Here is a 26,971-nt window from a genome sequence, read left to right on the forward strand (position 1 = left end):
TTATACCAATTGCATTAAATTAGTGATCTATTATAGCGATAAGAAAATAGCTCAATAACAAGGCTAAAATTATGATACATAGTTGTTCTATATAAATAATTTTTAACGTCGTTAGTGAGTTATTTAATACGCTAGAATGATCATGTTTTTAATAAAATTGGTATTATAAACCCAGCTATAGGCTGGGTTTTTACGTTTAGCCATAAGGACATTATGCTTTATCTCACGTTATTTATTAGCGCATTTATATCTGCCACATTACTGCCTAGCTCTTCTGAGGTGATAATGGTGGGGATGATTGCCCAAGGTAAAGTTAATTTATGGCTTATGTGGTGCGTAGCAACACTTGGAAATGTATTGGGAAGCTGCGTTAATTACTGGTTAGGTACACAAGTACTGCGTTTTAAAGATAAAAAATGGTTTCCGGTATCGCAAAAAGGGCTTGATAACGCACAAAAGCAATTTAATAAATATGGTGTATATAGTTTGTTATTTGCTTGGTTACCGGTTGTGGGAGACCCATTAACGGTGATTGGAGGCATATTTAAAGTGCGATTTAACACCTTTTTACTGTTAGTAACACTAGGCAAAGGCGCGCGCTATTTAGCGGTTATCGCCCTTGCCGTAGGATTCGAAAAGCTTTTTTAAATAAGTTTTTTAAGGCCTTATTTAGCCCAATCAAGCGTTAACGACACTGAGTCGGCAAAACGCAGTGCATGCGGTTTATCAACACGTGCTTTAGCGTAATGAACACTTGGGTGTGAGTGACAAACCGCAAGAATTTCAGCCACTAATTTTTCGAGCAGTAAAAAGTGGCCTTGCTCTACTAAGCTAATTACTTCTTTGGTGATCACTTTATAATTAAGTGCTTGGTCAACTTCATCCGTTTTACACGCGTCATCAGCAGGGTAGTGAATCTCTAGGTTGATCACTACATCTTGCTTTTTTTCACGCTCATCGGGGTTAAAGCCAATAAACGTACGCAGGCGCAAATTAGTAACGTTAATAATTGCATTAGCCATAGGGTTAACCTTTTATAAGCTGCAAAAATTCGTTGCGTGTTTTAGGGTCGCTTCTAAAGTTACCTAACATTACTGATGTACGCATGCTTGAATTTTGCTTTTCTACACCACGCATCATCATACACATGTGTTTTGCTTCAACAATAACGCCCACACCTTTAGCGCCAGTAACTTCTTCAACTGCTTTAGCGATTTGATGCGTTAGCTGTTCTTGAATTTGAAAACGGCGTGAAAACATATCAACAATACGTGCAAATTTAGACAAGCCCAATACTTTACCGTTTGGAATATAAGCAATATGGCAACGGCCAATAAAAGGTAGTAAATGATGCTCACACATAGAGTAAAGCTCTATGTCTTGCACTAACACCATGTCGTCAGCGTCAGATGTAAATACCGCTTTATTAGTTATTTCATCAAGCGTTTGACGATATCCTTGCGTTAAATATTCCATTGCTTTTGCAGCACGTTTTGGCGTATCAAGTAAGCCTTCGCGGTTAGCATCTTCGCCTACTGCGGTGATGATTTTTTCGTAACTTTCTTTTAATTCATTGTGCATAAATATCTCAGTTTATTTATATTTACTTTAAATGACGGCCGCCATCAACAGGCAAAGAGCGCCCTGTGATGTAGTGGCTTTGTAATAGTAAATCAATGCTATTGATAATTTCTTGGCATCCGGGTTCAATGCCCATTAATGATTTTTTAAGGGTCTTAGCTCGATATTGCTCATCGTCATGTTCATTAAAAATAATGAGTGATGGAGCAACCGAGTTCACTTTTATGTTTGGCGCATATTTAGCGCTAAACGATTTAGTTAAGTTATCGAGAGCTGCTTTACTTGCTGCATAAGCTAAGTGTTTAGGGCTGCCTGTTTCAACTACATAATCAGTAAGGTGAATTATATCAGCAGGTACTTTTTCACTTTGCTGATAGTTTATAAGCAGCTCAGCGCACATTAAATTAATTAAATACGGTGTTTTGGCGTGTATACGCATCATATTATCGAACAGTACTGCAAAGTCAGGATTGTTAGCTTCGCAGTCCCAGCTTGATGCATTGTGAACAATAGCGCGCAGCGATGTTGTATGCTCTTTAAGCGTATTTATAAATGCACTTATACCGTCATCGGTACTAAAATCGGCATAAATACATACAGCGCCTAGTTGCTCTAATTTATCAACAGCGTTGTGGCGAGTACGATACGTAATAATAACAGCCTGCCCTTGGGCTATATAATGCTGAGCGAGCGCTAAACCAATACGTTGGCCTGCGCCGGTAATTAAGATGGGCGATGTCATATAAGGCAGTGTTCTCTTTGGCGGGTAACTTATACCAATATTGTTAAAACATGATCGATCTATCGCTATTTTCTTAGGGCTATAATAGATCACTAATTTAACGCAATTGGTATTATAAAATTTAAAGCGTTAATTTACTAAAATATACGCAGTTTCTTAATCTGTCGATCAAAAAAGCAATTAATCCTCAAAGGCGTTAATTGCTTTATTTTATTTACTAAAACATTAATCGTAAATTGTCGGAATTGGTTGGCGCTTATGTTGTGTACGCATGTAAATACTTACAAGCTTTTGTTCAACGTCTTTAGAAACAGATTTACCTTCTAAAAAGTCATCAATTTGCTCATAGCTCAAACCAAGTGCTTCTTCATCTGTTAAGCCTGGGCGGTCGCTTTCTAAATCAGCTGTAGGTGCTTTATCTACTAATAAAGCTGGGGCACCGAGTGCAGTAGCAAGTGCACGCACTTGGCGTTTTGATAAACCAAATAGCGGAGCTAAATCGCACGCGCCGTCACCAAATTTAGTATAAAAACCAGTAATGTTTTCAGCACTATGATCGGTACCCACTACTAAGCCTTGGCAAAAGCCAGCAATTTCGTACTGAGCAACCATACGTTGGCGTGCTTTAACATTACCTTTAATAAAATCTATCTGAGCTTGCTCAGGCAGTGCTTCACCACAGCCAACTACAGCAGCTATCGCTTGCTCATGCAGTGCATCAGCAGCCGGTTGTACGTTTACGGTCATACGTTTACTTGGCTGGATAAAATCAACCGCCATTTNCTTGTACGCCATAAGGTAAGCGCACAGCAATAAATTGGTATTTGTCAGTATCGTGTTCTTTATTTAGCTCGTTTACGGCAAGTTGACATAAGCGGCCGCAAGTTGATGAGTCAACACCACCACTAATACCCAATATTAGTGATCGTGAGTGAGCTGCTACTAAACGTGCTTTAATAAAAGCAACCCGGCGAGTTATCTCAGCATTTACATCAATAGTTGGCTGAACCTTCATTTCAGCCATAATTTCGGCGCGCATTGCCAGCTCCTTATAAAATTTAATATGTGATACGCAATAAACTTATTATGTGATTTAGTCTTAATTAATTAAAGTTTTAAATGAGCTTTTATTTTGCGAAGCTCTACTTTTAATTCTTCCACTTCTGCCAGTAAATCACTTAATTCTTTATCTTTAATTACTTCGCTTGGTAGAGCAACAAAGGCATCGGCGGGATTATTTTGTTGTTCGCCAAATAAATGAATGTATCGGCTGTCGCGTTTACCTGCTTCTCGTTCTAATTTACGGGCGTAATCGCTTTCAATCAGTTTATTGAGCGCTGTTTCTACTTCATTTACGTTATTAAAATCAGCAAGCCTAGCACTGCGAGTTCTTAATTCACCTGGGGTTTGGGCACCACGTAAAAGTAATAAACAAACAATGGCACGTTGCTGAGCAGAAAATTGCAGATTACTAAACTCAGTGTTGCAAAAGCGGTGGTCGTATTTATTTACGCGACCAGAAAGCCCTTCATCTATAGTTACCAAACGCATGTCTATTAGTTCATCAAGTGCGTTTTGCACGTCACTATCTGTAAGATTTAACACAGGATCGCGATTAGACTTTTGGTTACATGCGTTCACTAGAGCGTTTAACGATAGCGGATAATGTTCTGGCGTTGTGCTTTGTTTTTCTAGTAAGCAACCAAGAATACGTTGTTGATTTGCTGATAACTGCATAAATAATCTCAAATTAGTAAGCGTATTTTATTAGCTTACACCTTTATTGGATACCAAGCCATTGCTGGAGTTTAGGTTTTAGTGCGGCTAAATCGAGCGGCTTACTTAAATAGTCGTTCATGCCTGCTGCTAGGCATTTTTCTTTATCGCCCTGCATGGCATTGGCTGTAAGTGCAATAATAGTAATATTTTCATTATCCTTACCTGCATCGCCTTCTCTAATGGCTTTAGTGGCTTNGCTTGGTAGCCATCCATTTCAGGCATTTGGCAATCCATTAAAACTAGCTTATATGGCTTACCTTGTTTTGCATTGAGTTTTACAATTGCCTCAAGCCCATTTTCAGCAATATCAAAAGTCACACCTGCTTGCTTTAATAGCGCCGAGGCAACTACTTGGTTTATTTTATTGTCTTCAACGAGCAGTAGTTGTGGCTCTGATGAATCGAGTACTGGTGCTTTAGTTAGTTTATTTTGTAGTTGTGCTTGTTGCTGCTGTTGTTCAATGTATTTATCGTTAGTGAGTGAGTCAAACAAATCAGAAGGTGTGAGTGGTTTGAAAATCATACAGTCGACTTCCATACCTACTTTAGACTCCTCAGGTGAATAACTCATTGGCGCCATAAGAACTAACTTGCAACTATGCATATTTATAAAGTTTTTAAGCGCAGTTATATGCGTTTGCGGCGCTTTTTCAAAAAAGTAGTAATCAACTAAAATAGCTTCAGGGTGGGTGGTTACATTATTTAAATAATCATCAACCTCAAGATAGTCATGTACGCAATTAACTTTTGCGCCCCATACTGTGAGTTGTTTACTGGCTGTATTTGCATTTAACGAACACTCATCAATAATTAAAATATGTTTGTTTTTAATTAAATGACTCGGTAAATCTTGTTCTTTACTTAAGCGAGGCTGTATTTGTATTGTGAAAGAAAATGTACTTCCTTCGCCTTGCATGCTGTTTACACTTACTTCACCGTTCATCAGCTCACACAGTTGTTTTACTATGGCAAGGCCAAGCCCTGTGCCCCCAAACTGGCGTGTAGTTGAGGCATCTGCTTGTGTAAACGAATCAAATAATGACGCTTGTTTTTTAGGGTCAATACCAATGCCAGTATCAATAATCGAACATTGTAGGAACGAGCCATCTGTTGTTTCATCCACTTTGGCGGTAATAACTACTTCACCATCAATAGTAAATTTAACGGCGTTGCCAATTAAGTTATTCAAAATTTGGCGTAAGCGGTTCGGATCACTAATTATTTCGCTAACTGTAATTTGAGTGGCATCTAAAATAAGTTTTGTATTGTTTTGCTCTACTTTTAAAGCAAACGACTCAACCACTTCTCCTAATAACCGAGGTAGGTTAAATTGCACGTTTTCAATATCGAGCTTACCGGCTTCAATTTTAGAAAAGTCTAATATGTCGTTAATTATATTAAGTAAAGATTGAGCTGATGACTGAGCAAGTTCGATATGATGCTTTTGCTGTAGGTCTAGTTGCGTTTGCTTAATTATATTAAGCATGCCTAAAACACCATTCATTGGTGTGCGAATTTCGTGGCTCATACTCGCTAAAAATTCACTTTTAGCTTCAACAGCTTGTTCTGCAGTTTCTTTGGCGGCAACCAGCTTTTGTTCAGTTTCAATTCGTTGCTGGCTCGAGTGCAAGCTGCCTATTAACGCTGCAACGGCAATTAAAAAGCTTTCTTCGTTTTTAGACCAGTGGCGCTTGGATTGACATTGCTCGGCGCAAACAACGCCTATAGCACCACTTCCCGCAGGAATAATTACGCACAGCATTGATTTAATCTCGAGTGGCATTAAATACTGCTCTTTAATTGGTGCGAGTATTGGGTGTTCTAGTGCATCGGGTGCATTAAATACTGCTTGATGATCTATTGCATTAAAAAAGCTGGGGTTGTTTTTTCTTAGCCAAATAGAGTCAATTTTGTCACTAGACGAATGTTTGCTATGTATGGCAAAGGGGCTTAGTTGAGACTTGTCTTCATTAAAAAACCAAATACTGGCACGTTTAATATCGAATGCTTGGCAGATTGCTTCAGTGATAATATCTTTCGATTGGCTAAGTTGCCCATTTAATATTAATTTATTAACGGTAAGAGAAGCTAAAATTTCGTTATGTAATGCGGTTTTATTATTTTCTAATTCAATCTTTTTACGGGTATCAATATTCTGTAATGAGCCAAAAATACGTGTGCATCGTCCATTCTTTTGTTCTGCTTCACCATGTACGAGTACCCAAACAGATCCACCTTCTGCATCCATTACTTCTAATTCAACTTCGTAGCTTTCACCATATTTTATGGCTCGTTCAATTAAAGGTTTAATTGTTTCTCTGCTAGTGCCTTTTTTAAAGTAATTTAAATCTTTAGGCCATTCTGGTTGGTTATTTAATGGGTATTTAAATAGTTTTTTGGTCATATCAGACCAATACACTTGTTTAGTTTCTAAGTTAAATGACCATGCGCCTATTTGAGCTAGATCACTCATTGCTTCAAGCATTTTTTCATTTTGTTGCTGACGATTAAGCATTTTCAAAAAGAATAAAAAGGCCCAAATTAATAATCCGCAAATAATTATAATTGATAACCGAAGTGGCCACACAGCTGAATTTGGTGGGCTCCAACCTATTCTAGGTGCTACATATAACTGCCAGCTGCCGCCTTGAAAATTTAGAGTGAACTCAAGAGGATCTTGCTGAATAATATTTTGATTGCCGAAAAAAAACTCGCCTTTTTTACCTAAACCATTACGCCCTTGAATGGCAACGTTGTACTGTTTTTCTAATTCATAAACGCCAGAATTGATATAAACTTTGTCAATATCGAGTACAACCGACAACAACCCCCAAAACTCATTATTAGGAGGGGTATACACCGGAACCCTGGCGATTAATGCTTCCCCCCCCTGAACTAATGTTAGCGGTCCTGCCATAATAATTGTGTTGGTATCGCGGGCTCTAAGTGCATCAGTACGCTGATTTTTATTATCTAAAAAATTAAGGCCAATTGCTTTTTCGTTCCCTTTTAAAGGATAGGTCATTTGAATGACCATATTGGGAGCGCCACCAATATTACGAAGTTCATTTGATGTATCAAAAAGAGGAGCTGCGATTTGTTCAAAGCGTTCTTGTTCTAAACCCGGTTCTGCGGCAACGGCAACACCTAAACCCCGTACTAGTTGAATATTAGAAACTAAGGTTGATTCGAGTTGAGCTCTATAAGTACTTACTTCTGAAAGAATTTGTAGGCGGTGAGCATCTTTTACACGATTATAGTTAATACGATCAAGAACAACACCAACTAGTACAGTTAGCGTAAGCGATAACCAAAAGGTCAGCTTAAAGTTATGAACATTCGTTTTTTTGTTATTACTAGACGGTGGCATTAGCTACATCGTGGCGTTAATTTAGGCAAATTAACTATAGCTAATTTATGACATAAATGAAAACGGCGCATTAACAAATGCGCCGTTTATTTTTTATAATTAGTAGTTTAGCGAGCTACGAATCGCTAACTTCACGTGCCCAATGATTTTGCTTTGCTACGTGTAGCTTGCGGTAACCATCAAGTAGTGCCGCATGCTTTTTAAAGCCTTCAAGCGATAAACCTGGAAAAGTTAAACCGTTAAATTGCTTTTTACCTTCGGCAATTTCTATAGCCAGCGCTACATTATTAGCACCAAACATTAAGCCTAATGCATCTTGGTAATCAGCGTATTCGCGCTCGTCATCGTATTTAATTTCAAGAATCGCTTTTAAACAGCGGAAGTGGCGCATTGCATCTTCGTTTACTTGGCCCGTATGAAGTATCCAATCAACCCAATCAATGGCTTCTTCGCTGCCTGCGGCTAAGCATAGGTGCGCTTTAAGCTCACCTATACGCAGTGTGTGCCATGGTGTGTCGGCATCAGTTGCTAAGCCAATAAATTCTGCGGCGCGGATAATATCGCTATGACCGGCTTCTTCTAGGCTGTCGTAAATTTCCATCCATTGCTCTGCATCGTACTGATCAAGCGATAGGAATGCTTCGCGAAATTTTGCGCCTTCGTTGTTGTTGCGCCAAATAAGCTCATCAACTGGATAAATGTCTGACATGCCCGGTACTAAAATACGACATGCGTATACGTTTAGGTGCGTGTAATCCATGATGTAGATATCATGATCCATGCTGTGAATCAGGTCAGTACAGAAGTTATATTCTTGCTCTGTTGTGCCGCTAAAGTCCCAGTGTACAAATTCAAAGTCAGGTTTTGCACGGAAGAAATCATGCGAAATCAAACCGCTTGAATCAATAAAGTGCAGTTCAATGTTCTCTGGTGTTGCTACTTCATCGTTATCAAATGTTGCAGGTTGGAATACATCTAGTTGATCTAAACGACGACCTTGTAGTAACTCAGTAACGGTACGCTCAAGCGCTACTTCAAATGAAGGGTGAGCACCAAAAGAGGCAAACACAGAACCATCAGTTGGGTTAATAAGCGTTACGCTCATTACTGGGTAAATCCCCCCAAGTGATGCATCGGCAATACGTAAATGAAAGCCATGGCTGCGAAGCTCTTCACACGCTTCGTGAATTTTAGGATATTGCTTAACAACGTCTTCAGGCACGATTGGTAAACAAATGCCTTCGGCGATGATGCGGTTTTTAATCGCGCGCTCAAATACTTCTGATAAACCTTGTACGCGAGCTTCAAATTTTGTGTTACCTGCGCTCATACCGTTAGATACAAAAATATTACCAATAACGTTTACCGGAATGTATACGTCTTGGTTATCGCGTTGGCGAGTGTAGGGTAGGGTACAAATGCCACGATCAATATTGCCAGAGTTAAAATCAAAAAGGTGTGATGCGTTTAGTTCGCGCTCTGGGTCAAAGTAATCCCATAAGCTTTCATCCATAATACCTTGTGGTACTTCGTCGCCTTCAACTTTAAACCATTTTTCGGTTGGGTAATGAGTAAACTCGCCATTGGCAAATTCTTCACCTAGATAAAAGTCTGCAAAAAAGTAGTTACAGCTTAAACGCTCAAAGTATTCACCGAGTGCTGAGGCAATAGAGGCTTTGTCGGTTGCGCCTTTACCATTGGTAAACATAACACCGCAGTCACTGTCTTTTATATGAACCGAATAACAGTTAGCTACAGGGTTAAGCCAAAGCGCTTCTTCAACATTAATGTGTAGGGCTTCAAGCTTGTTTTGCATGGTAGAGATTGACGATTCTAGGTCGCGGTCTTTACCTTTGATAAATGTTTTTTCAGTCATATTGATCTCAACTAGTTCTGCACGATGTGTGGAGCTGACATTATCGTGGATTTTGATGTTTATTTCACCCTTTGCGAGCAAGAACATTATTATTTAATAAAACTGTGGTTATTATATGTCCTTAACGCTTGGTCAAAACGTGCAAAGGAAAGGTTGATGTTTAAAGTAATCAAACGCTTGTTATTATTAATTGTGATTTTAGGGCTGGCAAGTACCGCCGTTGTTTATGGGGTACTTAGTTTAAGTTTACCTGCCCTTGATGGAAACGGACGTAGTAACGCGGTAGTAGATCCTGTAAAAATTTCGCGCGATGCACTAGGGCAAGCAGTAATAAATGCAAATAGCCGAAACGATGCAGCCTATGGTTTAGGTTATGTGCATGGGCAAGACCGATTTTTTCAAATGGATTTACTAAGACGTAATGCCGCAGGCGAGCTAAGTGAATTATTTGGCGAAGCCGCGTTGGGACTCGATAAAAAGATGCGTTTTCATCAATTACGTAAACGCAGCCAAATTATTTTACAAACGCTGCCTGAGACCGATAAGCAATTACTTAAAAGTTACGCTCAAGGTGTAAACGAAGGTTTAGCGCAAGTAGGGTATTCAAGCTTTGAATATTTACTAACAGGTGCAGCACAAAAGCCATGGCAAAGTGAAGACAGCTTACTTGTGATATTTAGCATGTACCTTGATTTACAAAGCGCCACATTTGAGCGCGACCAAGCACTTATTCAAATTGAGCAAGCGTACACAAAGCAAATGGTTGATTTTTTAACGCAACCGAGTAAGTACCAAGCCGCACTTGATGGCAGTAAATTAGCGCCTTATAGCGGCGGCATACCTACTTTGCCAACTCAAACACAGCATACAGTTAAAAGTATTGAAGCCAACCAAGAGCGCGGCAGTAATAACTGGGCTGTTACGGGAACGCTAACTAAAACAGGCGCCGGTATGGTGTCTGATGATATGCATTTATCGATGGCAGTACCTGTAATTTGGTACAGAGCTCAGCTAAATTATATACAAAATGGAAAACCTGCTCAGGTAACCGGTGTATCGCTGCCCGGGGCGCCGGCCATTGTTGTTGGCACTAACAACAATGTTGCATGGGGATTTACTAACGGTTATTTAGATACAGCCGATTGGATTGCATTAAACGATGATAGTAAAACATGGCAAGTAGATGAACCTATTGCATTACCCGATGGGGAGGTTGAAAACTATTCATTACTACTCAGCGAGTATGGCCCTGTAAAATACATTAACGGAAAACCTTATGCATTGAGCTGGGCTGCACATCAGCCTTACGCCGTTAATATGCAACTATTAAAGTTAGAGCAAGCCAAAACAGTAGATGATGCACTTGCCGTAGCAAGCGATGTAGGAATACCTGTGCAAAACCTAATGGTGGTAGACAGCCTTGGTAACGCCGCGTGGAAAAACATGGGCGGTATACCGGCGCGTAAAACGCCAAGTGAGCTTGGCGTAAATGCCGATGACTACTCAGCGCTTTGGCAGCAAAATGAATTAGAACGTCCCTTTATTAAAAACCCACAAAACGGTCGATTATGGACTGGTAATTCTCGCGTGGTATCGGCTGAAGATAANGCCCGTTTTGGCAATGGTGGCTATGCACTCGGTGCACGTTCGAGCCAAATTCGCGATAGATTATTTGAAAAACAAACATTTGCAGAGAGCGACTTTTACGCACTACAGCTCGATAATCAAGCTCGCTTTTTAATGCCTTGGCATGCTTTGCTATTAAAGCAATTAAAAACAGATCAAACCAAAAATCAGCAATATATAACAGCGCTCGAAAATTGGCAGCAATGTGCGTGTTCAACCTCCATAGGGTATACCTTAGTTAAGCGCTACCGCGATGAAGTGATTAATATTTTATTTAGTAATATTGAAAGCCAATTAAATAAACAACAAGGCACACTTAAATACGTAAAACGAGATTTAGAGCCCGCAGTGTGGCAGCTTATTAACAACAAACCCGACACGTGGATAAACCCACAATTTAAAAGCTGGGATGCACAATTACACGGTGCGTTTAGCCAAACTATCACTAAACTTACAGAACAATTTGGTAATAACCTTCAAAGCTGGCAGTGGGGCAAGGTAAATGAGTTAGTGATAGAGCATCCGTTTGCAAAGCAAATACCGTTACTTGCTAAGTTATTAAATATGCCCACAGCAGCGGGCTTTGGTGATAGTTATATGCCCGCAGTACAAGGGCGTAGTTTTGGTGCATCACAGCGTTTTATTGCGCAACCAGGGCATTTAGAACATGCGATTTTAGCTATTCCCGGTGGGCAATCGGGGCATCCTCTTTCTGAATTTTATAGAGCGGGGTTTAGTGATTACGTAGAGGGTAAACATACACCTTTATTGCCGCAAACACTTATGCATCAAATAGTCATAAGTCCTATTAAATAACGTTTAAGTGATAAGTGAGTGAGCTTAAATAGTGATAAAAACGTTCTATATTAATTACTTCATACAACAGAGAACAAAAATGAAAAAAATACTACCCGCATTAATAACAGGTTTATTACTAAGTACAGCAGCGCAAGCAGATGAAGGTCCAGTAACAGCACAAAAGCTAAGTGAGCATGTATACGTACTATTTGGGCAAGGCGGTAATATTGCAGCGAGTGTAGGTGATGATGGCATTTATATTATTGATGATCAGTTTGCCAAGTTATCAGACGACATAAAAAAAACGATTAGCGATTTAAAACCAGGCAGTGCAGAGTTTGTTATTAATACGCATCATCATGGCGATCATACCGGTGGCAACGAGAACTTTGCTAAAGCAGGTGCGCACGTTATAGCGCACGATAATGTACACAAACGTCTAGAAGAGCAGCACGGAGAAGGGTCAGACTTTTTACCACGCATTAGTTTTGGTCACGATTTAAAACTGCATTTTAATAACGAACACGCTCATGTAGTGCATTACGAACATGCACATACCGATGGCGACTCGGTTGTTTTTTTTAGTAACGATAACATAGTGCACATGGGCGATATTTACTTTAATTTTGGCAGCTTACCGTTTGTTGATGTAGATAGTGGCGGTAGCGTTGATGGTATTTTAGCGGCAGTAGACGATGTAGTTAAACAAATTGACGACAACACTAAAGTAATACCAGGACACGGTAAGGTAAGTGACCGTTCAGGACTGATAGCGTATGGTAAACTAGTTCAAAACGCGAAAGATGTGATGCTAAAAGCAATGCAAAATAATGCAAGCTTAGAGCAAGTACTTAAAGCCGATCCATTGGCAGAACTTGGTCTTGAATACGCAGGCTGGTTACCAAAAGAGAAAGTAACCACACTCTTTTATCGCAGTTTAAAGTAGTACATCTAAAGTAAAAAACATGATACAAAGCTGAGTGTATTCTTGATTTAATCGAGCGTACATTCGGCTTTTATTTTCTTATGCCTAAAGGAGTTGTGTATGTCGGCAGAAAAAACCCATCTTGAAATTTGTAACTTAACCAGAGAGCAATATCCGCAAATTAAAACCTTGATGGATCAAGCGTATCCCGACTTAGGTGGTGCGTGGCCAAGTCATACCATTTTTAGATTAATAGACCAATTTCCTGAAGGGCAAATCGGTATTGTAGATGACGGCGTGCTGGTGGGCTTAGCGCTGAGCGTACAAGTTGATTACACACGTTTTTCAAACCCGCATACATACGAAGACATTGCAGATGGTCACGACCGTGTATTTAGCGATACCGATGGCGATGCGCTATATGGCTTAGATGTGGCCATTAGCGAAACTCACAGAGGCATGCGCTTAGGTCGTCGCCTTTATGATGCCCGTAAAGAACTGTGCCGCCAATATAACCTACGCGCTATTTTAGCGGGTGGTCGTATTCCACGTTATTACAATCACAGTAGTGAAATGACGCCAATGGAATACATTGCAAAAGTAGATCAGAGAGAGCTATACGATCCTATTTTAAGCTTTCAGTTATCTAACGATTTTCAGGTAAAGCGTTTACTTAAAAAGTACCTACCGGAGGATCAAGAGTCAGTTGGTTACGCCACTTTACTTGAGTGGAATAACATTATGTATGAGCCAACCGACACGGTACTTGAGTCAACTAAATCAATTGTGCGTGTGGGTGCTGTGCAATGGCAAATGCGCTGTGTTGAATCAGTTGAAGAAATGCTAAAACAGGTTGAATACTTTGTAGATACCGTATCTGACTACAAAAGCGACTTTATACTATTCCCTGAATTTTTTAACGCGCCATTAATGGGCTTAGGAAATCAAAGCAACCAAACTGAAGCGATTCGTTATTTAGCGGAATATACCGAAACGTTTAAAAACGCGATGTCGCGTATGGCAATAGAATACAACGCCAATATTATTACCGGCTCTATGCCGCTTGCCGAAGACGATAAAATTTATAACGTAAGTTATTTATGCCACCGCAGCGGTAAAATAGACGAGCAACGTAAAATACATATTACCCCGCATGAACAAAACGATTGGGTTATTCAAGGCGGCGACAAAATTGCTGTATTTGAAACCGATGCTGGGCGTGTAGGTATTCAAATTTGTTATGACGTAGAGTTTCCTGAGCTTTCACGCATATTAGCAAAACAAGGGTTAGATATTTTGTTTGTCCCATTTTGGACCGACACTAAAAACAGCTACTTACGTGTGCGCCATTGTGCACAAGCGCGTGCAATAGAAAACGAATGTTATGTGGTTATTGCAGGCTCGGTAGGTAACTTACCACAAGTAGAAAGCCTTGATGTGCAGTACTCACAATCGGCTGTGTTAACGCCATCGGACTTTTCGTTCCCGCACGATGCAACACTTAACGAAGCCACACCTAATACAGAAATGCTGTTATTTAGTGACCTTGATATGGATAAGCTTAAAATCCTTCATAGCGAAGGTACAGTGCGTAACTTAAAAGATCGCCGCGAAGATTTATATGAAGTTATATTGAAAAAGAGAGATGTTTAATGGCGTGGATTTATTTGGTTATTGCCGGTTTACTTGAAATTGGCTGGCCGATAGGTTTAAAAATCTCACAAAACTCAGATACTCGCTGGCAAGGCATAGCAATAGCGGTGGCATTTTTAGTTGCTAGTGGTTTTATGTTGTGGCTTGCTCAAAGGCAAATATCAATGGGCACCTCATACGCGGTGTGGACAGGTATTGGCGCTGCGGGTACGTTTTTAGTAGGTATATTGTTTTATAACGATGCAGCTACATTTGGTCGTATTGCGGGAGTATTAATGATTATTAGCGGTGTGATAACACTTAAAATAAGCTCTTAATTGGTAATTTGAATAAACGCTTAATTATGAATAGCGCAGGTATAAAAGCCTGCGCTTTTTTATGTTGCCATTAATTCGGCAACATAACCAAAACAGCGGCAATGGCTATGAGTATTAAGCCTGCAGTATCTTGTTTTTTAAGTGGCTGCTTTAACCAAAGTACGGCAATTAGCATGGTAAAAAATACTTCAACCTGTCCAAGTGTTTTAACGTAAGCAACATGTTGTAAGCTCATTGCACTAAACCAGCNCGGCTGTAGTGCCTTTGTATTGCCACAGTTTACTGAGTGTTTGCGGTTCTTTTAATAATAAATAGCTCAGTAGTATTAGTGTTTGTAAGCTAATTACAAACAGCAAAACCCAAGCGGCTGAGTGTGGAAATAATAATCCTGAGTTTAAGCTCGCTTCACGTACCCACAGTGAGGTAAGAGCAAAGCAAGTGCCACATGCCAGTCCTAGTAATGCAGTTTTAGCATTAAAGTGTTTAACGCTTGTTATACCGCTGAGTAGCAATACGGCAATAGCGCCAAAAAACACACCAAGCCAGCCGAGTAAAGAAAGTGCCGAGCCAAAAAATAATACACCTAAAATAGCAGCTACTAATGCCTCGCTTTTGGCAAGACCAGCACCTACAGCGTAATTATTCATTTTAAATAGCTTAACCATTAAACCAGTGGCAAGTATTTGCATAACACTTGCGCCTACAATGAATCCCCAAAAGGCATTATTAAACGTAGGCATGGCTGTATCTTGATATTGATACAAACTATATAAATACACGGCAGCAATAGGACCTGCAATAATAAAGCGGGAGAGGGTTACGCCAGCAACACTCACATCGTTGCTTAATTTACTTTGCAGGGCATTACGCCATGCTTGCATGAAGGCGGCTAAAAAAGTGAAAAATATCCAGGTCATGGTCGTCATCGTTAAAATCTAAGGCAGTAAAGTTAACAAGCTTTGTGAAGTAAAGCGATGCATTAACTATGATGTTGAATATTCATCATCTGCGACATTATGTCGCATGGGTTTGAGGATATATTTAGCTATAGTAAGCCTGATGTTATTGTTAGCCGCCAGCGTTTGTCATAAAACGTATCTGGCGGCTTTTTTATTGCGCTTATGCTAAATTATCCGAAACATCAAAAGGATAAATTATGACAACATTAGTTGTATGTGCATTACTGGCGGTATTAATGCCTTACTTTGCAAAAGTGCCGGTTGCTATAGCAATGGCAAAATTAGGTCGATACGACAATAAACACCCAAGGGCGCAACAAACAAAATTAACCGGCTTTGGTGCACGGGCGCTTGCTGCTCATCAAAACTGTTTTGAATCGCTTGCTGTTTTTGCTGTCGCTATTGCAGTTGTACTGGGCACTAACTCTGTAGGTGCAGTAACCGAAATGCTAGCTGTTACGCATATTGTGTCGCGTATTTTGTATTGCGTATTTTACTATATGAACCTAGATATAATTCGCTCATTAGTGTGGTTTATTGGTTTGGGTACAGCCATTGCCATGATTGTGGTGAGTTTGTAGGTTTATATTTTAAAACCACAAAGCAAGCAGCCTAAAAGGGCGCTTGCTTTGTAGTCTTGAAGAACTCGTGGCGTTAATGCGATACTTTAATTCGCTCAATTAAATCGGTAGGTGCCACTTCACTATTAATCGCAAAATCGAGCTGTACAAGTACGTTTTGATAACCCATTGATGAGGGTTTGTATTGCCACTGTCTTAGCGCCTTTTTAGCTTCACGGTCAAATATGGCTTCAGGCTTTGCACTAACAACAGAAACATTAGCGGTTTCACCATTGGGAGTTATATCGTACTTTAATACAACAGAGCCGCTGATCCCTTGTTGAGCTGCTTGTATTGGATAAGCAGGTTCAATGCGTATTGTTGGTGAAATATGTTCCTCTTGCGTTTTATTTACTTCTGGTTGCTTTGCAATGGCTAAGCCGCTTAGCATGCTTGCGGCTACAAGTAATAAGCCACCCTTAGCAAGCTTTGAACGCTCCCCGCTGTGTTTTATATTAGTAAGTCGTTGTAACATGGTTTTTTTATCTCCGTAGTGTGAATAAGCCATAAGTCCTGTGGGCGCATTCGCCGCGCAGTTTATTAAGGCTTTGCTATATAGAATGTGTTGTTGTGTGGTTTTATTGACAAGTACCCGTTCATCACAAGTCAGCTCTTGTAGTCGGCGCATGCTTGCGTAACAAAACCAAGCTAGTGGGTTAAACCAAAGTAAAATAGTAGGCAGTAATATAAGTGCGTTTGTTAGGTTGTCTTTGCGTTTAATGTGTACGTTTTCGTGCTCTAAAATAAGGGCTAATGTGGCTTTATCAAACTGGGTATTGTAGTTACTCGGTAACACCAGCTTGCTGTTTAAAATACCGACCACCATTGGCGTGGCTACATGTTGGCTGGTATAAGTTTTAACATCAGCGGTAAGAGTGCCTTCAAATTGGGTTAACTCAGTTAACTGCAGGCTTTTAACAAAGCGGGTATGCGTAATAAAGCTAGCTATTAATAACCCTGCGGTAATAAGTACATACATGAGCGCCCAGCTAATACCCATTTCATGTGTAAAAGACTGGTTAGGGGTGATTAAGTAATGGCTAATATTGCTATTTTGCAGTGGTTTAATCGCATTTGGTAAATTAGCAATAACCAATGCTGCAGGTAATAGCCATGCTAATTTATATACAAACCGCGAGCCAAGGGCTTTTAAACCAAATCGCTCGAGTAAAATAAATCCACAAAACAAAATGCTTAATAGTAATTGCTGCTCAATCAACCAATTAAAACTAGTTTGAATAACCATGTTAATCCCTTACTTTTGGTTTTTTTCCCAGTCATCTATAACTTTTTTAAGCTCGTTTATATCTTGCTGAGAAAGCTGCTCCGATTTAGCAAAGCCGCTTACAAGTGGCGCAATACGTCCACTAAAAAAGCGCTCAATAAAGTTTTGGCTTTCTTTTAAGGTGTAGTCGGCGCGCTCCATACACGGCATATAAATATACTGACGACCTTCTTTTTCAAATGTAAGTGCGCCTTTTTTTACTAGTCGACCTAGTAGGGTTTTAATGGTTTTTTCGTGCCATTGCTTATCGTCGCTTAAGCGCTCAATTATTTGGCTCGCGGTGGCGGGGTAGTTAATCCAAAGTGCGTCGAGCACGTCAAACTCTGCTTTTGATAACTCAATCATGCTATTGCCTACAAATGTAATCTTCAATTAAAGACTACACCTGTAATCTTTAATTGCAAGTTTATTTTTAACTTTTTGAGATGTAATTAAGTGACTTGGTATTAGATTTTTGAAATATCGTTTTTATTAATTTGTATATATTGGTTTTCAGGTAGGTTTAGTTTTGAAAGGGTGAGGTCACTAAATTGCACTCTAAATAAATCAATTACTTTATATCCGCAGTAATGCGCCATTTTACGTATTTGTCTGTTTAGCCCTTGTTTTAAAACAATACTAAACTGATTGCTGGCTATTTTATTTACTTCACAAGGCAGGGTTATGTGTTTATCAACGGGTACGCCTGCTGTCATTTTTTTACAAAAAGCATCGTCTAAAGGCTTATTTACGGTGACTAAATAATGTTTAGGCTGGTGGAAGTCAGGATGTATTAGTTGATTACAAAAATCCCCATCGTTGGTCAAAATAAGCAAACCGCGAGAGTCTTTATCTAATCGACCAATAGGGTAAACACGGGTGAGTGTGGGCAAATGGTGAATAAGGCTGGCTGGGTCATCAATATTTAATTTACAGTCAATACCTACTGGTTTGTGGTACGCAAAATAAACTAAATCGGCAGCACCTTTAATTTCTTTTTCGTTCACTATTACAGTGTCTTGCTCATCAACGTGATCAATGTGATTAGCTGGGCGATTATTTACAGTCACAACGCCTTCGTCAATTAAACGCGAGGCTTGTTTGCGAGAACAAATACCTGAATGGGCAATATATTTAGCTAGTCGGATTTTTGTACTCATAACGTATGATGTCAGCGGCCAATAAAAATTTGATCGCGATTATAGCAAAGCTGCGTATCTATGAGGTTACTTTTAAAAAAGGTGGTTGTTATGGGTATGAAATTCTCAGAATTAAAAAAACATGAGCCATTACAAAAGGTGGTTGCGCATTCTCTTGAAATGGCATTATACCAAGTCTCTGTAATTATAAATAATGTTGAATATTACGTGACAGAGGAAAATGGTGAGTTTATAAAAGCACTAAGCCCACTGCATATTCAAAAGCGTTTTGAAAAAATAGCCTATGCACAAATGATGCTACGCCATACAAGTGCTTACGATGAAATGTGCGGTCAACCCGAAAAAACAGCCAGTAATATGCTTGAAGTCCCATTTGGTAAAAATAACCTGTATTGATTGAGCTAGTTTGCTAGTATCAGCTCTTTAAGGGCGGCACATGTATCAATTAACAGCAGATAATACCGATGCGTTAAACGTAGCGCTTCGCGCGCAAATGGTTGAATTTAACGCCCAGCATTTTGATGCGCAAAGAGTGCCATTAGGCTATAAATTTACTGATGAGCAAGGCGAGCTTGTTGCCGGTATTAGTGGGTGTGTGTTTGGAAATTGGCTGATGATTAGTTGGCTTTGGTGTAGCGATAGTGCGCGAGGCCAAGGGCTTGCCGATAAACTGCTAACAGCACTTGAACAAGCCGCTATTGAACTAGGTGCAACAACTGCTCAACTTGATACGCTCGATTTTCAGGCAAAACCTTTTTATGAAAAGCGCGGTTATAGTGTTAAGTATCAGCTTAATAATTATCCGCGCTCTGGAACTCGTTACTTTATGGAAAAGCCACTTTAATATTTTTGCTGGCTATTTTACTTTTAGTGGCTCGCCTTCAAAGGTAATACCTAAAAAAGGTATTGCCTCTGGCGCTAACATAAAGGTGCGAATGTTCATGTGATCATCGCCTTTTGGGTTTTGCAGCACGTCTTGTCGGTAAAACTTACCAAAGCAATCTAAGGTATTTTGTTTACTTAAATCGTTTAGTTTAGCAAATGCAAAAATTTTACACGAGCCATTGTTCTCACTTGCAGAGCTTAGTAATCCATGATTATTAAAGCCGCACGCGGTAAACGTGTAATTTGCCTCTATAACAGCAATAGTATCTGTAAATTGAATGCTTTTTGGATTTTCTGCAAGGATTGCTAAGTAGTCATTTAATGTCATGTTTTATTCTTATGTTTTATAATTATTTAGCGCTTAACTCTAGCTCATCTGTCTGCTGATTTATATTAAATTTAAATCGCGATAAAAAGTTCATTCCTAGTAAACCTTGTCCGCGTGTGTTTTCAATGCTCAACACTTCAAAACCATAAATAATTTGCGAACCTACTTTAAACGACTCAATTTGATAACGTTTTACAACAATTTGACCGTTAGCCGTATTTACCGTTACATCACCTAAATATAAAGGTTGTGGCGAAATTTGCTCAATAACATTTGTCGGTAGCGAGGTCACGCTTGCGCCTGTATCAATCATTAATTCGGTGGATAGATTATTATTTATTTCGGTGTTTATTAAGTAATGCACGCCGTAAGGCGTTAAGGCAACGAAGTCGTCTTGCGATTGCGCTTTATTGATCATAGCTTGCAGTGTTTGCACTTGGCTTTTTAGATTGTGCTGGCTTGGCATTCGATCAAGGGTTGCTTGTGCGCTAATTAAATCGCCTTGCTGATAGTAGGCGTTCGCAAGCGGATATAAAAACGGTGCGTTATCGCTTTTATAATCAAGCCAAATTTGCGTTTGCTCAATAATAGCTTGCCAATTTTGTTGATCTGTTAATGTGCGTAGCTTGTTTTGAATGAGCGTATTTAAACGTGTATTTACGTTACTTTGCTGATCAGCAGGCAGTAATGAATTCAGCTCAAATAAAGCAATAATGGCATTTTGTGTTTGCTCGCTATTTATTAAATACTCAATCTGTAAGTTAAGTAATTCTACGTTATAAGGGCTGTTATTTAATAGCGCATTGAGAGATGATTCGCTAAGTAATAAATTGCTATTTAGCCATATTTTAAGCTGCACTAGCCACGATGAATAAAGTTTTTTTGCACTTTCTGGGTTGCTGTTTTTGAGTTGTTGATAGCTACTAAGTGCGGCTTCAAATTGGTGTTGTTTAAATTGCTGCTTTGCCGTATTTAGTAACGTATCTTGCTGTTTAGGCGATATGCTTTGCTGGGCACTTTGCGTTTTTTGTGGTGTAGTTAACGCAGGCTGCGGCCATAATAAATAAGCGTTAAGGCTAAGCGAGCCAATTAATAGCAAGGTGATTAGCTTGGTATAGTGGCTCATTGTGACCTCTTATTTTTAAACGAGTAGGTTATTTAATAAAGTGCGTTAAAGCATGGATGTTGACTATTTCAATATCAGCCAGCCCTTTATAAGCATAATTGGCGCCTTGATCGTTTAACCATACCGATTGGCAACCGGCATTATTTGCGCCTTGTACATCGGTATCTAGGCTATCGCCAATGTGTAAAATATCGCTTTTAGCAACGTTTAAATGTGTGGCTGCTTTATCAAACAAGGTACTGTGAGGTTTTGCTTTACCGTGCATACCCGCTTGCAGGACGAGTTCAAATTTATCGTGTAAGTTAAAGCGTTCAATTTCAACGTTACCGTTAGTAATTGCAACAAGCGTAAAGTGTTTGGCTAGGTTATCTAGTAAGTTAAGTACGTCATCGCTTACCACTATGTTGCTGCGCGCATCGGCAAAGGCGTTATAGGCGGCATTTGCATGGCGCTCTACTTCATCTGCGGTAAACCCAAGTTTAGAAAGCGCTAAACGTAGGGTGTGTTTGCGCCATTTAGTTACATCATCCGCGAGATCTGGGTTTTGTATTACGGCAAGTTCGCGACATAGTTGCCAGTACTTTTGCCCTTGCTCTTGATAGCCAGGTAGTGCGTTTAAATAATTTTGTTGGGCTTTAACGGCTGCTTTTATAATAGGGTGATTGCTGTATAGCGTGTCGTCTAAATCAAAGCTCATGACAGAAAATGGCTTAATAGCACGATTAAATCGGATCATATTTATTTTCCTAATCAGTTCGTTTTTTTGCGCGAGGGTGAGTGTTGTCGTACACCTTGGCTAAATGTTGAAAATCTAAATGCGTATACACTTGTGTAGCCGACAAACTGCTGTGCCCTAGTAATTCTTGCACGGCGCGTAAATCACCAGACGATTCTAAAATATGTGACGCAAACGAGTGGCGCAGCTTATGCGGGTGAACCTGCGAGCTAATACCTTGTTTTATTCCCCACTCTTGCATGCGTAGGCGCACTTGGCGAATCGAAATACGGTTTTTTTGGCTACTTAAAAATACTGCTATTTCATCGGGCTTTGCAAACTGAGGGCGTATTGTGAGCCATTTTTTTAATGCGTCTAACGCTTTTTTGCCCACCGGAATTAATCGCTCTTTATTACCTTTACCACGCACTAAAATTTCACCATTGGCAGCGCTAATATCTTGCATGTTAGCGCCAACTAACTCGCTTATACGCAGCCCTGATGAATACATTAACTCCATCATTGCTTTATCTCTAATTGCGAGAGGTTCGTCGTCAGGTATTTCGAGCAAGCGTGCCATTTGATCCACATCGAGATTTTTAGGTAGGGGCTTTGCAAACTTAGGGCCTTTTATACCTATAGCCGGATTATGGTAATGCGATTGCTCGGCAATGTTTTTTGCTTTTAAAAACTTATACAAACTACGAATGCAGCTGAGCTTTAAACTAATAGTACGCCCACTTAATTGTTTTGATCGCAGTGCCATGCTGTAGCGGCGAATATGCTCGCCTTGCACGCCAAACCAGTCGTCACATAATTTGCTAAAATAAAGTGCTGCAAAGCCAAGCTGGCTTACATATTGATTAACTGTGTGCGCTGAATATTGCTTTTCAAACTTTAAATAATCGCTAAATAGCGTTATGGGTGTACGCCAATTGTCGCTTAACTGGGTAATATTAGGCGCATCGTCACTCATGCTAGTTTTTGCAACCGCAGGTGTAATGCGTTTATAAAGTCGAGCACAAACAGGTTATCTTGAGCGGGCTCAAAGTGGTTTACGTTACTGCTACCAAACGCCAAAATAGCGATAGGGTGCTTGGTGTCGCCAATTAAATAAATAGCGAAAGATTGTGTATCTTCACTAAATAATAATTCGCGCTCTTGCTGATTAATACGCCCTAAATAATGCCCAGAATGGGTAAGGCGATGTGAAATAAGTTCGTCGTATTCGGGATTATATTTCACTAATTTGCAGTCGTTAACATCTTCACTTGAGCAAATTATATTGCGTAGATTATTTGCAAGAGTGTCAAAATCGTCATGATTCCAAAGCTGGCGATGGCACTGGCTAAACAAACGATATACAAGCTCGTTTTGCGTTGCATGCTTGCTCATAGCGTCTATTTGGCTTTTTAAAAGCGTGTTGTGCTCGCGTAATTGGCGTTGCTGAATATGTACCAGCGACGTTGCACCTTGAGCTTGCTGTTGCAGCTCAAGTTGTGCGAGTAGCTCCGGGTGTTGAACCAAAAAATCAGGATGTTGATGTAAGTAATCAATAACCTGTTCTTTACTTAGCTCGCTCATAGCGCTACTTGCCCGTCGAACACATGCTCTGCGGGGCCAGTCATGCGTACTGGGTGACCTTCGCCACTCCAACGTACTTGTAGGCTACCGCCTGGTAAATCTACTTGAACAGTTGTTGATAACTTATTTTGCATATGACCAATCACCATTGCTGCACACGCACCTGTGCCACAGGCTAGGGTTTCGTTAACGCCGCGCTCCCACACTCTTAATTTAATGTGTTCATGCGATACAACTTGCATAAAGCCAATGTTCGCTTTTTGCGGAAAACGTTCGTGGTTTTCAAGTAATGGACCCAATATATCAACTTGCGCGGTGGTTACGTCGTCAACTTCTAGCACGCAATGCGGGTTACCCATAGATACCGCGCCACTAAATACAGTGTGTTCTTCGGTTCTAATAATATAAGTAAGCTCACGCTTGCTCGCTTTTAAAGGGATTTTACTTGGCTCAAAATTTGGATGACCCATGTTAACCGTTACTTGACCGTCTTTTTCTATGTAGAGCGTTAAGTTGCCCGACTTGGTCGACACAGTAATTTTATGCTTGTTAGTAAGGCCCTTCATACGTACAAAGCGGGCAAAACAGCGTGCGCCGTTACCGCATTGTTCTACTTCGGTACCATCGGCATTAAATATTCGATAATGAAAGTCGAGATCAGGAGAGTACGGCGCTTCAACCATCAGCAATTGGTCAAAGCCAATGCCAAAATGGCGATCTGCCAGTTTTTTGATTTGATCTCGCGACAAAAAAACATTTTGTGTAATGTTATCAATCACAACAAAGTCGTTGCCTAAGCCGTGCATTTTGGAAAAATTAACTAACATAGCGCTCTAATTCGGTTTTGCTCTGTGCTAATCATGCCACAGAGCAGCTAGTAGACAAAAACGTTTATGGTAAAACTTTCTCACCCTGATAAAGGCTTTCAATAGTTTCGCGTTCACGAATAAGATGATGCTGCTGACCATCTACCATTATTTCTGCAACACGCGGGCGCGAGTTGTAGTTTGAACTCATGGTAAAGCCATACGCACCAGCACTTCGCTGTGCGAGTAAGTCGCCTTGTTTAAGCGCTAGTTCACGATCTTTTCCTAAAAAGTCGCCGGTTTCGCACACCGGACCCACAATATCAAAGTTGTGAGTCGGTGTTTCGTCGTCGCGAACTGATACCGGAATGATTTTTTGCCATGCTTGATAAAGCGCAGGGCGAAGCATGTCGTTCATACCTGCATCTACAATGGCAAAAAATTTGTCTTGGTTTTGTTTAATAAATTCAACTTGAGTAACTAAAATACCTGCGTTAGCTGCAATAGCGCGCCCTGGTTCAAAAATAAGTTCAAGATGTTTGTAGTTAGCTAAGCGTTCGGTTACTTGCGCTGCATATTCACTTGGGTGTGGTGGTTGCTCATTGTTATATGGCACGCCTAAACCGCCACCAATATCTAAGTGAGTTAGCTCAATACCATTAGTTTTTAGCTCATCAATAAGCGCCATGAGTTTATCAAGGGCTTCTAAAAATGGTCTGACTTCAGTTAATTGAGAGCCAATATGGCAATCAACACCAATAATTTTTAAACCAGGTAAAGCCGCTGCTTGTTGATAAACACCTACAGCAGTTTGTATATCAATACCAAATTTATTCTCTTTTAAGCCGGTAGAAATATACGGATGTGTTTTTGCATCTATGTCGGGGTTTACGCGAATAGAAATAGGCGCTTCTAAGTTAAGCTCGCAAGCCACTTCAGAAATACGCTCAAGCTCAGAGGCTGATTCAACGTTAAAACATTTAATGCCCAGTTTTAATGCGTAAGCTATTTCGTCTGCTGTTTTCGCCACGCCCGAAAAAACAACTTTAGAAGCATCGCCTCCCGCTTTAATTACACGCGCAAGTTCGCCTTTGGATACAATATCGAAACCCGAACCTAGGCGCGCTAATATATTAAGCACGGCTATATTTGAGTTTGCTTTTACGGCGTAACATACCAAGCTTTTATGATTTTTAGTGGCGTTAGCAAACGCTAAGTAATGGCGTTCAAATGTAGCGCGCGAGTACACATAACACGGCGTACCGTATTGCTGCGCTATGCTTGCCACACTGACGTCTTCGGCAAATAATTGGTTGTTTTTGTAGTTAAAATAATCCATTTATTGCTCCTGACTTTGCGATGTTTTGGCTTGCTCAGCGGTAGTGGCTGGTTTAGCTGTATTTTGAGGTTGGTTTTGCTCTGTTTGTTGCTCTGGTAAATATAACGGACCGCTTTGTCCGCAGCCAGCTAAGGCGCTTAACAGTACAGTGCTTATTAATAGTTTTTTTAATTGTAAGGTATGTGTCGCTTTCATTAGATTAATACGGTTGCTGGCTTTATAATCGCAGAGTAACAGAATATCTAAAAAATGCAGCTATTCGCGGATGATTTTATTCCTGTTACACTAGGACTTGTTTATCTCTCGAGGTTGAATTTGCGCTGCCCGTTGGGTTCGTCCTAGGAACGATTTACTCTTTGTTGCTCGGTTTTAACTTAGTCCACTAGGTTACAAACCTCGCGCCGCGATTAAATCGCCCCTAGATAGAACAAATTTCAATCCTGAAAGGTTAACAGGCCCTAGCTGCACATTTTTAAAGCTAATTCAAAGCTAAAACGTACCCAATATTAGGCGGCTCGCCTGCAAAGGAAATAACAATGACTGAACACGAATATCACCAATTAGCCGAAGCTCTTATGTTCACTATTGAAGAGCAGGTTGATGATTGCGAAGCTGATTTAGATTACGAATCGGCACAAGGTATTTTAGAAATTATTTTTCCTGATAAAAGTAAAATAGTGATTAATAAGCAAGCACCTCTTCATCAAGTATGGGTTGCGACTAAGTTTAACGGACATCATTTTGAAATGCGTGATGGGTTATGGATTGATAACCGCTCTGGCGCTGAATTTTGGGCGTTTATAAATGAAGCCTCAACTCGCCAAGCAGGCCAAGAAGTTAAGTGGCAATCATCACTATGAGTTTAGAATTTGTAGAATATGCAGCCCAAAGTGAGCACAAAGCAACGGTTATTTGGTTACATGGTTTAGGTGACTCTGGGGATGGTTTTGCGCCAGTAGCTCCGCAGCTTAATTTACCAAGTGAGCTTGGTATACGGTTTGTTTTTCCGCATGCGCCAGTACAACCGGTCACCATAAATGGTGGTATGGAAATGCGCTCTTGGTACGATATTAAATCTATAGAATTAGATAAGCGTGCCGATGAACAAGGCGTAAGGGATTCGGCTGCAAAGGTAGAAGAGTTAATTAATAAAGAAATTGCTAATGGCATACCTGCTAATAAAATTATTTTAGCTGGTTTTTCTCAAGGTGGTGTTGTGTCTCTGCATTTAGCACCGCGCTTTGAGCAAAAGCTTGGGGGTGTTATGGCGCTTTCTACTTATATGTGTGTGCCGCAAAAATTTACTGATGAAGCAAAGCATACTGATTTAAACGTATTTATGGCTCATGGTAGCCAAGATAACGTTGTACCGCATAGTGCGGGAAGAAGTGCGTTTGAAGTATTAACAGCACATAACATGGATGTAAGCTGGCAAGAATATCCAATGGCCCACCAAGTTTGCGCAGAAGAATTGCAAGCTATTCGCCAATGGTTAATTGCTCGTTTAAGCTAATTTTGG

The 26,971-nt window shown here is 40.1% G+C and carries 26 protein-coding genes and 3 pseudogenes; 10 read left to right on the forward strand and 19 right to left on the reverse strand.

From position 1 onward, the window contains the following. Window positions 1-213 precede the first annotated feature (213 nt). A complete protein-coding gene (locus tag L654_RS0107890) occupies window positions 214-648 on the forward strand; it encodes a YqaA family protein (protein WP_024607729.1) in 435 nt (144 codons plus the stop codon). Between the two features lie 17 nt (window positions 649-665). Here the strand turns inward: L654_RS0107890 and folX are convergent, their stop codons facing one another. The 7 genes and pseudogenes from folX to ycaO all read right to left on the reverse strand — a co-directional run bounded on the left by folX (window position 666) and on the right by ycaO (window position 9,347). After that, the gene (folX, locus tag L654_RS0107895) at window positions 666-1,022 is read right to left on the reverse strand and encodes a dihydroneopterin triphosphate 2'-epimerase (RefSeq protein ID WP_007377309.1); all 357 of its coding nucleotides are present in this window, start codon (window positions 1,020-1,022) and stop codon (window positions 666-668) included. A 4-nt stretch (window positions 1,023-1,026) separates the two neighbouring features. Further along, window positions 1,027-1,581 (reverse strand): GTP cyclohydrolase I FolE, encoded by a 555-nt coding sequence (gene folE / locus L654_RS0107900; RefSeq protein WP_002962341.1) that lies wholly within the window; start codon window positions 1,579-1,581, stop codon window positions 1,027-1,029. Between the two features lie 22 nt (window positions 1,582-1,603). Beyond that, the gene (gene folM / locus L654_RS0107905) at window positions 1,604-2,323 is read right to left on the reverse strand and encodes a dihydromonapterin reductase (RefSeq protein WP_007580509.1); all 720 of its coding nucleotides are present in this window, start codon (window positions 2,321-2,323) and stop codon (window positions 1,604-1,606) included. A gap of 225 nt (window positions 2,324-2,548) precedes the next feature. Further along, window positions 2,549-3,362 (reverse strand): annotated as a pseudogene (gene nadE, locus L654_RS01000000125730) (ammonia-dependent NAD(+) synthetase). A gap of 68 nt (window positions 3,363-3,430) precedes the next feature. Beyond that, window positions 3,431-4,060, reverse strand: coding sequence for a YceH family protein (locus tag L654_RS0107915; RefSeq protein WP_007580511.1), 630 nt, complete (start codon window positions 4,058-4,060; stop codon window positions 3,431-3,433). Window positions 4,061-4,103: 43 nt separating this feature from the next. Further along, window positions 4,104-7,471, reverse strand: a pseudogene (locus L654_RS01000000125735) (ATP-binding protein). 115 nt (window positions 7,472-7,586) lie between these two features. After that, the gene (ycaO, locus tag L654_RS0107925) at window positions 7,587-9,347 is read right to left on the reverse strand and encodes a 30S ribosomal protein S12 methylthiotransferase accessory factor YcaO (RefSeq protein WP_024589636.1); all 1,761 of its coding nucleotides are present in this window, start codon (window positions 9,345-9,347) and stop codon (window positions 7,587-7,589) included. Between the two features lie 156 nt (window positions 9,348-9,503). Here ycaO and L654_RS0107930 point away from each other — a divergent pair, with 156 nt between their 5' ends. The 4 genes from L654_RS0107930 to L654_RS0107945 all read left to right on the forward strand — a co-directional run bounded on the left by L654_RS0107930 (window position 9,504) and on the right by L654_RS0107945 (window position 14,666). After that, window positions 9,504-11,789 (forward strand): penicillin acylase family protein, encoded by a 2,286-nt coding sequence (locus tag L654_RS0107930; protein WP_024607730.1) that lies wholly within the window; start codon window positions 9,504-9,506, stop codon window positions 11,787-11,789. Window positions 11,790-11,868: 79 nt separating this feature from the next. Beyond that, on the forward strand, window positions 11,869-12,717 hold the full coding sequence (locus tag L654_RS0107935; RefSeq protein WP_007580517.1) for an MBL fold metallo-hydrolase: 849 nt from the start codon (window positions 11,869-11,871) through the stop codon (window positions 12,715-12,717). A gap of 99 nt (window positions 12,718-12,816) precedes the next feature. Further along, the gene (locus L654_RS0107940; protein ID WP_010554553.1) at window positions 12,817-14,349 is read left to right on the forward strand and encodes a bifunctional GNAT family N-acetyltransferase/carbon-nitrogen hydrolase family protein; all 1,533 of its coding nucleotides are present in this window, start codon (window positions 12,817-12,819) and stop codon (window positions 14,347-14,349) included. After that, on the forward strand, window positions 14,349-14,666 hold the full coding sequence (locus L654_RS0107945) for a multidrug efflux SMR transporter (protein WP_007580521.1): 318 nt from the start codon (window positions 14,349-14,351) through the stop codon (window positions 14,664-14,666). Before L654_RS0107940 ends, L654_RS0107945 begins: the two co-directional genes overlap by 1 nt. Window positions 14,667-14,736: 70 nt before the next feature. Here the strand turns inward: L654_RS0107945 and L654_RS01000000125740 are convergent. Beyond that, window positions 14,737-15,583: pseudogene (locus L654_RS01000000125740) on the reverse strand (DMT family transporter). 239 nt (window positions 15,584-15,822) lie between these two features. Here L654_RS01000000125740 and L654_RS0107955 point away from each other — a divergent pair. Continuing rightward, complete coding sequence (locus L654_RS0107955) at window positions 15,823-16,206, forward strand: MAPEG family protein (protein WP_002961011.1); 384 nt, start codon at window positions 15,823-15,825, stop codon at window positions 16,204-16,206. Between the two features lie 73 nt (window positions 16,207-16,279). Here the strand turns inward: L654_RS0107955 and L654_RS0107960 are convergent, their stop codons facing one another. The 3 genes from L654_RS0107960 to L654_RS0107970 all read right to left on the reverse strand — a co-directional run bounded on the left by L654_RS0107960 (window position 16,280) and on the right by L654_RS0107970 (window position 18,669). Beyond that, window positions 16,280-17,491 carry a M56 family metallopeptidase gene (locus L654_RS0107960; RefSeq protein ID WP_024607731.1) on the reverse strand — a complete coding sequence of 404 codons (1,212 nt, stop codon included), beginning with the start codon at window positions 17,489-17,491 and terminating at the stop codon, window positions 16,280-16,282. Window positions 17,492-17,500: 9 nt separating this feature from the next. Then, complete coding sequence (locus L654_RS0107965) at window positions 17,501-17,875, reverse strand: BlaI/MecI/CopY family transcriptional regulator (protein WP_007580531.1); 375 nt, start codon at window positions 17,873-17,875, stop codon at window positions 17,501-17,503. 101 nt (window positions 17,876-17,976) lie between these two features. After that, window positions 17,977-18,669, reverse strand: coding sequence for a pseudouridine synthase (locus L654_RS0107970; RefSeq protein WP_024607732.1), 693 nt, complete (start codon window positions 18,667-18,669; stop codon window positions 17,977-17,979). Window positions 18,670-18,759: 90 nt separating this feature from the next. Here L654_RS0107970 and L654_RS0107975 point away from each other — a divergent pair, with 90 nt between their 5' ends. Continuing rightward, window positions 18,760-19,065 carry a DUF6482 family protein gene (locus L654_RS0107975; RefSeq protein ID WP_024607733.1) on the forward strand — a complete coding sequence of 102 codons (306 nt, stop codon included), beginning with the start codon at window positions 18,760-18,762 and terminating at the stop codon, window positions 19,063-19,065. A 40-nt stretch (window positions 19,066-19,105) separates the two neighbouring features. Then, complete coding sequence (locus L654_RS0107980) at window positions 19,106-19,513, forward strand: GNAT family N-acetyltransferase (protein ID WP_024607734.1); 408 nt, start codon at window positions 19,106-19,108, stop codon at window positions 19,511-19,513. A 12-nt stretch (window positions 19,514-19,525) separates the two neighbouring features. On the opposite strand, the gene L654_RS0107985 is transcribed toward L654_RS0107980, so the two are convergent. The 8 genes from L654_RS0107985 to L654_RS0108020 form a co-directional block, all read right to left on the reverse strand. Next, window positions 19,526-19,882 (reverse strand): HopJ type III effector protein, encoded by a 357-nt coding sequence (locus L654_RS0107985; RefSeq protein WP_024607735.1) that lies wholly within the window; start codon window positions 19,880-19,882, stop codon window positions 19,526-19,528. A 22-nt stretch (window positions 19,883-19,904) separates the two neighbouring features. Next, window positions 19,905-21,008 (reverse strand): retroviral-like aspartic protease family protein, encoded by a 1,104-nt coding sequence (locus tag L654_RS0107990; protein ID WP_024607736.1) that lies wholly within the window; start codon window positions 21,006-21,008, stop codon window positions 19,905-19,907. Window positions 21,009-21,036: 28 nt separating this feature from the next. Continuing rightward, entirely contained in the window at window positions 21,037-21,744 is a 708-nt protein-coding gene (locus tag L654_RS0107995; RefSeq protein ID WP_024607737.1) for an HAD-IA family hydrolase, read from the reverse strand. A 10-nt stretch (window positions 21,745-21,754) separates the two neighbouring features. Next, window positions 21,755-22,699, reverse strand: coding sequence for a tyrosine recombinase XerC (locus L654_RS0108000; RefSeq protein ID WP_024607738.1), 945 nt, complete (start codon window positions 22,697-22,699; stop codon window positions 21,755-21,757). After that, window positions 22,696-23,307, reverse strand: coding sequence for a DUF484 family protein (locus L654_RS0108005; protein WP_024607739.1), 612 nt, complete (start codon window positions 23,305-23,307; stop codon window positions 22,696-22,698). The genes L654_RS0108000 and L654_RS0108005 overlap by 4 nt, the downstream gene beginning before the upstream one ends. Continuing rightward, on the reverse strand, window positions 23,304-24,134 hold the full coding sequence (gene dapF / locus L654_RS0108010) for a diaminopimelate epimerase (RefSeq protein ID WP_007580548.1): 831 nt from the start codon (window positions 24,132-24,134) through the stop codon (window positions 23,304-23,306). Before dapF ends, L654_RS0108005 begins: the two co-directional genes overlap by 4 nt. 64 nt (window positions 24,135-24,198) lie before the next feature. Continuing rightward, entirely contained in the window at window positions 24,199-25,452 is a 1,254-nt protein-coding gene (lysA, locus tag L654_RS0108015) for a diaminopimelate decarboxylase (RefSeq protein WP_024607740.1), read from the reverse strand. After that, window positions 25,453-25,647, reverse strand: a complete 195-nt coding sequence (locus L654_RS0108020) for a lipoprotein (protein WP_024589651.1) — start codon at window positions 25,645-25,647, stop codon at window positions 25,453-25,455. It abuts the gene before it with no gap. Window positions 25,648-25,988: 341 nt separating this feature from the next. Here L654_RS0108020 and cyaY point away from each other — a divergent pair, with 341 nt between their 5' ends. Both cyaY and L654_RS0108030 read left to right on the forward strand, forming a co-directional pair. Next, a complete protein-coding gene (gene cyaY, locus L654_RS0108025; protein WP_002960979.1) occupies window positions 25,989-26,312 on the forward strand; it encodes an iron donor protein CyaY in 324 nt (107 codons plus the stop codon). Then, on the forward strand, window positions 26,309-26,965 hold the full coding sequence (locus tag L654_RS0108030; RefSeq protein ID WP_024589652.1) for a dienelactone hydrolase family protein: 657 nt from the start codon (window positions 26,309-26,311) through the stop codon (window positions 26,963-26,965). Before cyaY ends, L654_RS0108030 begins: the two co-directional genes overlap by 4 nt. The last annotated feature ends 6 nt before the right edge of the window (window positions 26,966-26,971 follow it).

This window comes from Pseudoalteromonas sp. TAB23 (genome assembly GCF_000498075.1).
Classification (GTDB): Bacteria; Pseudomonadota; Gammaproteobacteria; order Enterobacterales; family Alteromonadaceae; genus Pseudoalteromonas; species Pseudoalteromonas arctica.

What these genes read in the sequence shown, in the direction of transcription:
- L654_RS0107890 (WP_024607729.1), top strand. Translation starts at nt 214, where the DNA reads ATGCTTTATCTCACGTTATTTATTAGCGCATTTATATCTGCCACATTA.
- folX (WP_007377309.1), bottom strand. Translation starts at nt 1,022, where the DNA reads ATGGCTAATGCAATTATTAACGTTACTAATTTGCGCCTGCGTACGTTT.
- folE (WP_002962341.1), bottom strand. Translation starts at nt 1,581, where the DNA reads ATGCACAATGAATTAAAAGAAAGTTACGAAAAAATCATCACCGCAGTA.
- folM (WP_007580509.1), bottom strand. Translation starts at nt 2,323, where the DNA reads ATGACATCGCCCATCTTAATTACCGGCGCAGGCCAACGTATTGGTTTA.
- L654_RS0107915 (WP_007580511.1), bottom strand. Translation starts at nt 4,060, where the DNA reads ATGCAGTTATCAGCAAATCAACAACGTATTCTTGGTTGCTTACTAGAA.
- ycaO (WP_024589636.1), bottom strand. Translation starts at nt 9,347, where the DNA reads ATGACTGAAAAAACATTTATCAAAGGTAAAGACCGCGACCTAGAATCG.
- L654_RS0107935 (WP_007580517.1), top strand. Translation starts at nt 11,869, where the DNA reads ATGAAAAAAATACTACCCGCATTAATAACAGGTTTATTACTAAGTACA.
- L654_RS0107940 (WP_010554553.1), top strand. Translation starts at nt 12,817, where the DNA reads ATGTCGGCAGAAAAAACCCATCTTGAAATTTGTAACTTAACCAGAGAG.
- L654_RS0107945 (WP_007580521.1), top strand. Translation starts at nt 14,349, where the DNA reads ATGGCGTGGATTTATTTGGTTATTGCCGGTTTACTTGAAATTGGCTGG.
- L654_RS0107955 (WP_002961011.1), top strand. Translation starts at nt 15,823, where the DNA reads ATGACAACATTAGTTGTATGTGCATTACTGGCGGTATTAATGCCTTAC.
- L654_RS0107960 (WP_024607731.1), bottom strand. Translation starts at nt 17,491, where the DNA reads ATGGTTATTCAAACTAGTTTTAATTGGTTGATTGAGCAGCAATTACTA.
- L654_RS0107965 (WP_007580531.1), bottom strand. Translation starts at nt 17,875, where the DNA reads ATGATTGAGTTATCAAAAGCAGAGTTTGACGTGCTCGACGCACTTTGG.
- L654_RS0107970 (WP_024607732.1), bottom strand. Translation starts at nt 18,669, where the DNA reads ATGAGTACAAAAATCCGACTAGCTAAATATATTGCCCATTCAGGTATT.
- L654_RS0107975 (WP_024607733.1), top strand. Translation starts at nt 18,760, where the DNA reads ATGGGTATGAAATTCTCAGAATTAAAAAAACATGAGCCATTACAAAAG.
- L654_RS0107980 (WP_024607734.1), top strand. Translation starts at nt 19,106, where the DNA reads ATGTATCAATTAACAGCAGATAATACCGATGCGTTAAACGTAGCGCTT.
- L654_RS0107985 (WP_024607735.1), bottom strand. Translation starts at nt 19,882, where the DNA reads ATGACATTAAATGACTACTTAGCAATCCTTGCAGAAAATCCAAAAAGC.
- L654_RS0107990 (WP_024607736.1), bottom strand. Translation starts at nt 21,008, where the DNA reads ATGAGCCACTATACCAAGCTAATCACCTTGCTATTAATTGGCTCGCTT.
- L654_RS0107995 (WP_024607737.1), bottom strand. Translation starts at nt 21,744, where the DNA reads ATGATCCGATTTAATCGTGCTATTAAGCCATTTTCTGTCATGAGCTTT.
- L654_RS0108000 (WP_024607738.1), bottom strand. Translation starts at nt 22,699, where the DNA reads ATGAGTGACGATGCGCCTAATATTACCCAGTTAAGCGACAATTGGCGT.
- L654_RS0108005 (WP_024607739.1), bottom strand. Translation starts at nt 23,307, where the DNA reads ATGAGCGAGCTAAGTAAAGAACAGGTTATTGATTACTTACATCAACAT.
- dapF (WP_007580548.1), bottom strand. Translation starts at nt 24,134, where the DNA reads ATGTTAGTTAATTTTTCCAAAATGCACGGCTTAGGCAACGACTTTGTT.
- lysA (WP_024607740.1), bottom strand. Translation starts at nt 25,452, where the DNA reads ATGGATTATTTTAACTACAAAAACAACCAATTATTTGCCGAAGACGTC.
- L654_RS0108020 (WP_024589651.1), bottom strand. Translation starts at nt 25,647, where the DNA reads ATGAAAGCGACACATACCTTACAATTAAAAAAACTATTAATAAGCACT.
- cyaY (WP_002960979.1), top strand. Translation starts at nt 25,989, where the DNA reads ATGACTGAACACGAATATCACCAATTAGCCGAAGCTCTTATGTTCACT.
- L654_RS0108030 (WP_024589652.1), top strand. Translation starts at nt 26,309, where the DNA reads ATGAGTTTAGAATTTGTAGAATATGCAGCCCAAAGTGAGCACAAAGCA.